The 8200-nt window shown below is 62.7% G+C and carries 9 protein-coding genes; 5 read left to right on the top strand and 4 right to left on the bottom strand.

What is annotated here, in order from left to right; all coding sequences use genetic code 11:
* Together ACOZK4_RS01345 and ACOZK4_RS01340 are read right to left on the bottom strand one after the other, a co-directional pair.
* A partial coding sequence (locus tag ACOZK4_RS01345) for an Ada metal-binding domain-containing protein (protein ID WP_421589997.1) occupies positions 1-212 on the bottom strand: 212 nt, incomplete at its 3' end.
* Between the two features lie 22 nt (positions 213-234).
* Positions 235-831, bottom strand: coding sequence for a nitroreductase family protein (locus ACOZK4_RS01340; protein WP_421589996.1), 597 nt, complete (start codon positions 829-831; stop codon positions 235-237).
* 155 nt (positions 832-986) lie between these two features.
* Between ACOZK4_RS01340 and gabD the strand changes: the two genes are divergently transcribed.
* Together gabD and ACOZK4_RS01330 are read left to right on the top strand one after the other, a co-directional pair.
* The gene (gabD, locus tag ACOZK4_RS01335) at positions 987-2438 is read left to right on the top strand and encodes an NADP-dependent succinate-semialdehyde dehydrogenase (RefSeq protein ID WP_421589995.1); all 1452 of its coding nucleotides are present in this window, start codon (positions 987-989) and stop codon (positions 2436-2438) included.
* Between the two features lie 66 nt (positions 2439-2504).
* Entirely contained in the window at positions 2505-3305 is an 801-nt protein-coding gene (locus ACOZK4_RS01330; RefSeq protein WP_421589994.1) for an HpcH/HpaI aldolase family protein, read from the top strand.
* Here the strand turns inward: ACOZK4_RS01330 and ACOZK4_RS01325 are convergent.
* Complete coding sequence (locus tag ACOZK4_RS01325) at positions 3299-4390, bottom strand: mannitol dehydrogenase family protein (protein WP_421589993.1); 1092 nt, start codon at positions 4388-4390, stop codon at positions 3299-3301. The genes ACOZK4_RS01330 and ACOZK4_RS01325 overlap by 7 nt on opposite strands.
* A 10-nt stretch (positions 4391-4400) precedes the next feature.
* Complete coding sequence (locus ACOZK4_RS01320; RefSeq protein WP_421589992.1) at positions 4401-5279, bottom strand: FCD domain-containing protein; 879 nt, start codon at positions 5277-5279, stop codon at positions 4401-4403.
* 292 nt (positions 5280-5571) lie between these two features.
* Here ACOZK4_RS01320 and ACOZK4_RS01315 point away from each other — a divergent pair, with 292 nt between their 5' ends.
* The 3 genes from ACOZK4_RS01315 to ACOZK4_RS01305 all read left to right on the top strand — a co-directional run.
* On the top strand, positions 5572-6588 hold the full coding sequence (locus tag ACOZK4_RS01315) for an aldo/keto reductase (RefSeq protein WP_421589991.1): 1017 nt from the start codon (positions 5572-5574) through the stop codon (positions 6586-6588).
* A gap of 27 nt (positions 6589-6615) precedes the next feature.
* Complete coding sequence (locus ACOZK4_RS01310; protein WP_421589990.1) at positions 6616-7062, top strand: RbsD/FucU family protein; 447 nt, start codon at positions 6616-6618, stop codon at positions 7060-7062.
* A gap of 215 nt (positions 7063-7277) precedes the next feature.
* Positions 7278-8200: ABC transporter substrate-binding protein (locus ACOZK4_RS01305; protein ID WP_421589989.1), on the top strand; the 923-nt coding region annotated here is incomplete at its 3' end.

Raw genomic sequence — 8200 nt, 5'->3', positions numbered from 1 at the left:
ACGTCCGGATTGCAGCGCTTGCAAGCCCGGTAGCCGGCCTCCGATGCTTGAACGGCCGCGGCATAGAACCGGACATTCTTCCGGAGCGGTGGCCGGGATGGGCAGCCGAAGCGGCAATAGATGCCGCTCGAGCAGACGGCATAGACACCATCCTGACCTTTGTCCTGCCCGGTCAGCGCCGCCCAGAGGCGATCGTCATCAACATTATCCATGGCATTGCTCCGGCTGGCCGGATCAGGGGGCGTTGAAACGTCCCTCGGAGACGAACTCCGCGACCGTCTTGCGCCCGCTGGGCACCTCGCGTTTCAGCAGGTCCTCCGGCAGGGTTTCCTTCGGCGCAATCTTGCCGATGGCGACGGCCGCTTCCACCCGAAAACCATCGGGAATGCCCAGAACCTCTTTCGCCTTGTCCCTGTCGATGCCGCCCATGCCATGGGCGTGATAGCCGGCATGGATCGCCTGCAGTGCGAGATAACCCCAGGCGGTGCCGGTGTCGAAAGCATGCGTATAGGCCGGGCGCATCTCGCCGGCAGCATTCTTGCGGTGCGTCTGGGAGACGATGACGATGAGCACGGACGCCTTGTCGGCCCAGCGCCGGTTGCCCTCGTCGAGCGTGTCGTAGATCGTCTGGAACGCCTCGGTGCCGCGATGGCCATAGACGAAATACCAGGGTTGGCCGTTGGCGGCCGACGGTGCCCAGCGCGCGGCCTCGAACAGCGACAGCAGCACCTCCTGCGGCATGGGCTCACCGGTGAAGGCGCGGGGCGACCAGCGGTCGAGGAAGATGGGGGCGATGGCGTGGTCGGCAGCGCGGCCGGTGGGATGGGTCATTGTTAAGCCTCGTATCAAATCAGCGGGCCGACCTTAGACCGGCCGGCCAGCGCCGCGAAGCGTCAAAATCGCATGTCTGCCGCATTGTCGAAGGGGTGGGGGAGGCAATATAACGCTTGCGACACAAATGACGGCATCGCAATGGGAGAACGCCGATGACACTGAAAGACCCGAGCCTTTTGCGCCAGGCGGCGCTGGTTGGCACGCGCTGGATCGAAGCTGACGGCAGCGGCATCGCGGTGAAGAACCCGGCGACGGGCGAGCTTGTCGGCTACGTGCCGAAGCTCGGTGCTGCGGAGACGAAGGAAGCCATCGATGCCGCAGCCGTCGCCCAGAAGGGCTGGGCGGCGAGGACCGCCAAGGAGCGCTCCGGCATCCTGCGCAAGTGGTTCGAGCTGATGATCGACAACAAGGACGATCTCGGCCGTATCCTGACCATGGAACAGGGCAAGCCCCTGGCGGAAGCCACCGGCGAGATCGTCTATGGCGCCAGTTTCGTCGAATGGTTCGCCGAAGAGGCCCGCCGCCTCTATGGCGATATCGTGCCCGGCCACCAGAAGGACAAGCGCATCCTGGTGATGAAGCAGCCGATCGGTGTTGTGGCGGCGATCACGCCGTGGAACTTCCCCAATGCCATGATCACCCGCAAGGCCGGCCCGGCCTTTGCCGCCGGCTGCGCCATGGTGCTGAAGCCCGCCTCGCAGACGCCGTTCTCGGCGATTGCGATTGCCGTGCTCGCCGAACGCGCCGGCCTTCCCGCCGGCCTGTTCTCGGTCATCACCGGCTCTGCCCGCGAGATCGGCGCGGAGATGACGGCAAACCCGACCGTGCGCAAGCTGACCTTCACCGGCTCGACGGAGATCGGTGCGGAACTCTACAAGCAGTGCGCCCCGACCATCAAAAAGCTCGGCCTCGAACTCGGCGGCAATGCGCCCTTCATCGTGTTCGACGATGCCGATCTCGATGCGGCGGTCGAGGGTGCGCTGATCGCCAAATTCCGCAACAACGGGCAGACCTGTGTGTGCGCCAACCGCCTCTATGTACAGGAGGGTGTCTATGACGCCTTCTCCGAAAAGCTCGCGAGCGCCGTCGGCAAGCTGAAGACCGGCAACGGTTTCGACGAGGGCGTCATCCTCGGCCCGCTGATCGACAATGCCGCGCTTGAGAAGGTCGAGGAGCATGTCGCTGACGCCGTGAAGAAGGGCGGCCGTGTGGTGCAGGGCGGCAAGCGCCATGCGCTGGGCGGCACGTTCTACGAAGCGACCGTGATTGCCGATGTGACGCCGGATATGGCCGTCGCCCGCGAAGAGACTTTCGGTCCCGTCGCGCCGCTGTTCCGGTTCAAGGACGAGGACGATGTGATCGCGCAGGCGAACGACACGGAGTTCGGGCTTGCCTCGTATTTCTATGCCAAGGAACTCTCCCGCGTCTTCCGCGTGGCGGAGGCACTGGAATACGGCATGGTGGGTGTCAACACCGGCCTGATCTCCACGGCGGAGGCGCCGTTCGGCGGCGTGAAACTCTCGGGCCTCGGCCGCGAGGGCTCGCGCTACGGCATCGAGGAGTTCACCGAGATCAAATATGTCTGCCTCGGTGGTATTGCATAAGCAGTATTCAGTCTGATGACCCGGCCGGCGAACACCGCCGGCCGGCTTATGTCGAGAGGGAAAATCGTGACAGCACCCAAAAACGCCTTCAAGGCAGCCCTTCGCGAGGGTCGGTTTCAGCTTGGTCTCTGGGCAGCACTTGGCAGCGCCTATGCGGCGGAAATTCTCTCGACCAGCGGCTATGACTGGCTGCTGATCGACGGTGAGCACGGCCCGAACGACATGCCGCTGATCAGCGCGCAGATCGGAGCGCTGCGCCACACGCCCACCCATGCCATGGTCCGCCCACCGATGGGCGAGGCCTGGATTCTCAAGCAGTTGCTCGATCAGGGCGCCCAGACCTTCTTGATCCCGATGGTCGAATCGGCCGAAGAGGCAAAAGCTTTGGTGCGCGCCCTGCGCTATCCGCCGCATGGCATCCGCGGCGTCGGCGCCGGTCTTGGCCGGGCCAGCGATTTCAACCGCACACCGGATTACATCACGACCGCCAATGACCAGATCTGCCTGATCGTGCAGGTGGAAAACCGCGCAGGCCTCGCGGCGGTCGACGAGATCGCCGCGGTCGAGGGCGTCGACGGCATCTTCATCGGCCCATCGGATCTGGCCGCCGATATGGGCCATCTCGGCAATCCCGGTGCGCCGGAGGTGCTGGAAGCGATCAAGCATATTTTCGCGCGCACCAAGGCGCACGGCAAGGCGCGGGGCATCATGACCGTCTCGCTGCCGCAGGCCGCAGTCTATCGCGATCTCGGCGCGGATTTCCTGGCGATCGGCACCGATGTAAATTGCCTCGTTTCGGCGGTCGAAAACCTGCGCCGCAGCTTCCTCGGTGAAAAGGAAGCGGAAAAGCGCGGCGGCGGTTACTGACCGCCGGCCATCGCCAGGAGTTCGGGCTTGGGCACTTCGGGTGTCCAGGCATGGAAATCCACAATGCGGCGGACGAGTTTTTCCGCATGGTGATTGGCGATGTCGCGCAGCCGGTGATCGAGGAAGGGATTGTCAAAGCGCTCCAGCGTCGCGGCGACATAGGTTTCCGCCTCGTTCCCAAGCCCCTTGGCGGCAAAGCCCGGCACAACCTCCTGCCCGTAGAGAAAGAGTAGCCGTTCCCGAACGCGGCCGTCCGCAAGGATCGCCTTCACGGTCTCGTCCGCGGGCCGGTTTTCTTTCAGCCAGAGATCCGCCAGCACCGTATGGCCGAGATTGAGGATGTGCAGCTTCAGCTTCTCATAGGGCGTGAGATCGTCGACGACGAGAATGTTTTGATGCGTGCACGGCACCGTCAGTCCGGGCTGCCTTTCGATCGCCCAGAGCGCATAGGGTTCCGCCACCGCGCCGGCGGGTTCGATCGGCTCGGAGACGATGCGATCGACCAGCGTATTGGCCCAGATCACATCACCGGACAGCCAAGCTCGAAAATCAGACTCCGGGTAACGATCGGATTGCAAGTCCAGGATCAGATGCTTGAGGACATCACCGTTGCGCGCGACGAGTTCACACGGCAGTACGGTCAGGCCGGGACGATCTGCACGGAAGCGATCGTGAAGAAGCACCAGCAGCTTACCCGGAAACGAGGCGGGCACGGTACCGGCAAGATCGTCGGGGCCGACCTGGTAGCCGGTATCGCCCGTATTGGAAATGACGACCTCGGCCTCATCGCGAAAGACCGCTTTTACCGCATCCCAATCCGTCGCCGTCGAAAGGGTGCGGGCAATGCTGGTAACGCGCTGCCGGCTGTCGACATCCCGGCCATCCCGCCGGCCGCGCACGATGACGGGATACCCCTCCGGCGCGGCAAGGGCGGCGAGCCGCCCGGCGCGTTCCGGCGAGCCGGTGGTCTGCACGACGGTGACGCGGCCAAGCGCCTCGCCGTGTTCCAGCGCTTCGCTGACGAAGAGGTCCGCATGGGCCTGCAGGAAGCGGCTGGTTCCGAATTGCAGGATGGGCGTTGCCATGGGTTTTCCGTCAGTTGATCGATTGCAGGAGGGTTTCGCGCGCCGACTTCAGGTGCTGGCGGCAGGCATGCTCGATCCGGGCCGGGTCGCGTGAGCGGAGCGCCGCTATATAGGCGAGGTGCTCCTCCAGCGCGCGGGCATTGCGCTGGCGCGCATTCGTCTTGTTCCACTGGTAGTGATAGTGGAAGACGATCGCGATCACGTCGTAGAAATCGACGACGAAGCGGTTCTTCGACGCGCGATGCACGAGGAGATGGAAGCGCTCGTCAAGCTCGGAAAAGTCGAGATAACGGTTCTCGATATCGGCGAGGATGGCGTGATGCACGGCCTCGATGGCGTCGAGCTCCTGCCAGGCGGGATGCTCGCCGGGCAGATGCGCGAAGGCGGCAGCGGAGCGCAGCTCGAACATTTCGCGCACTTCCGTCAGTTCCAGCGCGAAATCGCGGGTGAAACCCTTCAGCACCCAATGGCTGTTCGGCCGCTTTTCGATCAGGCCGAAGCGGCTGAAGCGGATGAGGAATTCGCGCACGCTCGTCGTGCCGATGCCGATCTCGCGGGCGAGTTCCAGTTCGTTGATCTGCATGCCGGGCTCCGCACCCCCGGCCAGAATCCGGCGCATGAAACTGCGCTCGATGATTTCCGACAGTGAATCCGTCTCCTCTGTCGGAAAATAATCGGCCGCCACGGGTTTGCGCAGCACGATCTTTCGGCGCTTCTCCCAAGTGAGCAGGCCGACCTCTTCAAGCCGGGTCAGGATTGCGCGCACAGTCGTGCGGCTCACGCCGAGTGTCGCACCAAGCTCCGGCTCTGAGGGCAGGCTTGCGGTCTGCTCCAGCAGTTTGAGGCAGCGATTGAAGGCGTCCTTGAAGACGGTGTTCTGTTTGGCCATGGGTGCCGCCGGTTGTTGGGGTTCGCGTCCCTTAGAGCAATCCCAGCAAAATTGCGCAGCGGTTTTGCGTCCGGGATTGCGCGAAAACTAACAATCAGAGCGTTTTCGCGATTCGAAGAAAAGCAGAAATGCTCTAGTGGTTGACCGGGAAAATGGCCAGACGCACGGCTGTCGCACCATGCGTCCCATTCCTCCCGGCTCCTCCTGTCGTCATATTACCCATTGACGGCAATCTGTCTATTGTCGATAAAAGACAAAAGCGCTGGCGGGAGGACGCCGGCCGGGAGGAGACATGAAGACGCGGACCATCGGGAGGACGGGCCTTGCCGTGACCGAATTCAGTTTCGGCACCGCCGCGCTTGGCGGGCTCTACCGCGCCTGTCCGCGCGACGTGGCGATGGCCACGCTGCAAGCCGCCTGGGACGAAGGCCTGCGCTATTTCGACACCGCCCCCTGGTATGGTTTCGGCCTCGCCGAGCGTGTCACCGGCGATTTTCTGCGCGACAAGCCGGGTGGCTACGTGCTTTCCAGCAAGGTCGGGCGCATCATGTTTCCGGTGCCTGACGACAAGGTGCCAAGCTATGGCTATGTCGATCCGCTGCCCTTCGATGTGCGTTACGATTACAGCTATGACGGCATCATGCGCTCGGTCGAGCTCAGTCATGCCCGGCTCGGCCTCAACCGCATCGACATCCTCTATGTGCACGATATCGGCGTCTATACGCACGGCGCCGAGCGCAATGCCTTTCATATGCGCCAGTTCTTCGACTCCGGCTTAAGAGCGTTGCAGGCGCTGAAATCGTCGGGCGCCATCAAGGCCTTCGGTCTCGGGGTCAACGAGATCCCCGTCTGCCTCGACGTGCTGCGCGAGACCGATCTCGACTGCATCCTTCTCGCCGGCCGCTACACGCTTCTGGATCGCTCAGCGGTGGCGGAACTGCTGCCGCTTTGCGAGACGAAAGGCACGTCGCTAGTGGTTGGCGGCGTGTTCAATTCCGGTATTCTTGCGACCGGCCCGGTCGAGGGTGCGCATTTCGATTATATGCCGGCAACCCCAGAAATCGCCGGCAAGGTCAGTGCGATGATGGAGGTTGCGAAAAGGAGAGGTATTCCACTCGCCGCACCGGCGCTGCAGTTTCCGCTGGAGCATCCGGCCGTTGCCTCCGTCCTCATCGGCACCGCGAAGCCGGAGAGCCTGCATCGCAATATGGCGCTCGCGCGCCTGGATTTGAGCAAAGATATTTATCCGGCTTTCGAGCCCCATACGCTGGTGGCGCCTGAATTGGGGCAAGACGCCGTCAGGCAATAGATTTTGATCGGAAAGGATCGCAAGACCATGTTGAAAGGCATTCATCCGCTGCTCGGGCCGGAGCTTCTGCACGCGATCAGAACCATGGGCCATGGCGACGACATCGTCATCGCCGATGCTAACTTTCCGTCGAGTTTTCTCGGCCCCAAGGTCATCCGCGCCGATGGTGTCGATGCCGTAGGGATCACCGAGGCGATCCTGGCCCATATGCCGCTCGACACGTTCGTGCCTGAGGCGGCCTGGCGCATGGAGGTGGTCGGCGATCCCACGGCGGTGCCGGAGGTCTGCGCGACGTTCCAGCAACTGGTGAACCGGTTGGCAGGGGATTTCACCGTTCATTCGGTCGAGCGTTTCGCATTCTACGAGATGGCGAAAAAGGCGGCCTATATCGTCGCCACGACGGAATTCCGCCTCTATGGCAATATCATTCTGAAGAAGGGTGTTCTGCACCCGCATGAAGTCTTCCGCGTCTAGCAGAATGTGGCGGTCACCGTTTGGGAGGACGGGGACGATGGACTGGATCATTTGGAAACGTAGCTTTTTGCCTGACCATCATCCGCTTGCCAGGAAACCGGCTCGGGTGTAGCTTGCCGCAGAAAATGTTTTTTATCGATAAAAGGTCGAGTTGTCCGCTTCCTGCAACGCGATCCCCTTAAGGAGGACAGGAAGCATCTGAGAGGAGAAACCTGATGAGCATTGTAAGATCGCTTCTGTCCCGTCGCGCCTTCACGGCATTGGCGGGTGCCGCAGTCCTCGCCACCATGACACCGGCCGCGTCCTTCGCGCAGGATGTCACCATTCCGATCATCGTCAAGGATACGACGTCCTTCTACTGGCAGATCGTGCTCGCCGGCGCCCGCCAGGCCGGCAAGGATCTCGGCGTTAATGTGCCGGAGCTCGGCGCGCAGTCGGAATCCGACATCAACGGCCAGATCAGCATTCTGGAAAACGCCGTTGCCGGCGGTCCTGCCGCCGTCGTCATCTCGCCGACGGAATTCAAGGCGCTCGGAAAGCCGGTCGATGAGGCCGCGAAATCCGTTCCGATCATCGGCATCGACTCATCGGCGGATTCCAAAGCCTTCACCTCGTTCCTGACCACCGACAACGTGCAGGGCGGCCGCATCGGCGCCGATGGCCTTGCTGCCGCCGTCAAGGCCGCGACGGGCAAGGAAGAGGGCGAGATCGCCATCATCACCAGCCTGCCGGGCGTCGGTTCGCTCGACCAGCGCCGCGAAGGCTTCCTCGATCAGGTCAAGACCAAATATCCGGGCCTGAAGGTCGTGGCCGACAAATATGCCGACGGTCAGGCCACCACCGGCCTCAACATGATGACCGACCTCATCACCGCAAACCCGAACCTCGTTGGCGTCTTCGCCTCCAACCTCATCATGGCGCAGGGCGTCGGCCAGGCGATCGCGGAAAACAAGCTCGGCGACAAGATCAAGGTCATCGGTTTCGACTCGGATGAGAAGACCGTCGGCTTCCTCAAGGAGGGCGTGCTGGCCGGCCTCGTCGTGCAGGATCCCTACCGCATGGGCTATGATGGCGTGAAGACGGCGCTTGCCGTCTCCAAGGGCGAGAAGGTCGAGGCCTTCGTCGATACGGGCGCCAA

The sequence above is a fragment of the Shinella sp. M27 genome, assembly GCF_049199905.1.
Classification (GTDB): Bacteria; Pseudomonadota; Alphaproteobacteria; order Rhizobiales; family Rhizobiaceae; genus Shinella.
The sequence above is the reverse complement of the archived record's forward strand: the minus strand, read 5'-3'. Positions and strand labels throughout refer to the sequence as shown.

Coding starts and splice junctions, on each gene's coding strand:
- ACOZK4_RS01325 (WP_421589993.1), bottom strand. CDS start 4,390: ATGGCAACGCCCATCCTGCAATTCGGAACCAGCCGCTTCCTGCAGGCC.
- ACOZK4_RS01315 (WP_421589991.1), top strand. CDS start 5,572: ATGAAGACGCGGACCATCGGGAGGACGGGCCTTGCCGTGACCGAATTC.
- ACOZK4_RS01310 (WP_421589990.1), top strand. CDS start 6,616: ATGTTGAAAGGCATTCATCCGCTGCTCGGGCCGGAGCTTCTGCACGCG.
- ACOZK4_RS01320 (WP_421589992.1), bottom strand. CDS start 5,279: ATGGCCAAACAGAACACCGTCTTCAAGGACGCCTTCAATCGCTGCCTC.
- ACOZK4_RS01340 (WP_421589996.1), bottom strand. CDS start 831: ATGACCCATCCCACCGGCCGCGCTGCCGACCACGCCATCGCCCCCATC.
- gabD (WP_421589995.1), top strand. CDS start 987: ATGACACTGAAAGACCCGAGCCTTTTGCGCCAGGCGGCGCTGGTTGGC.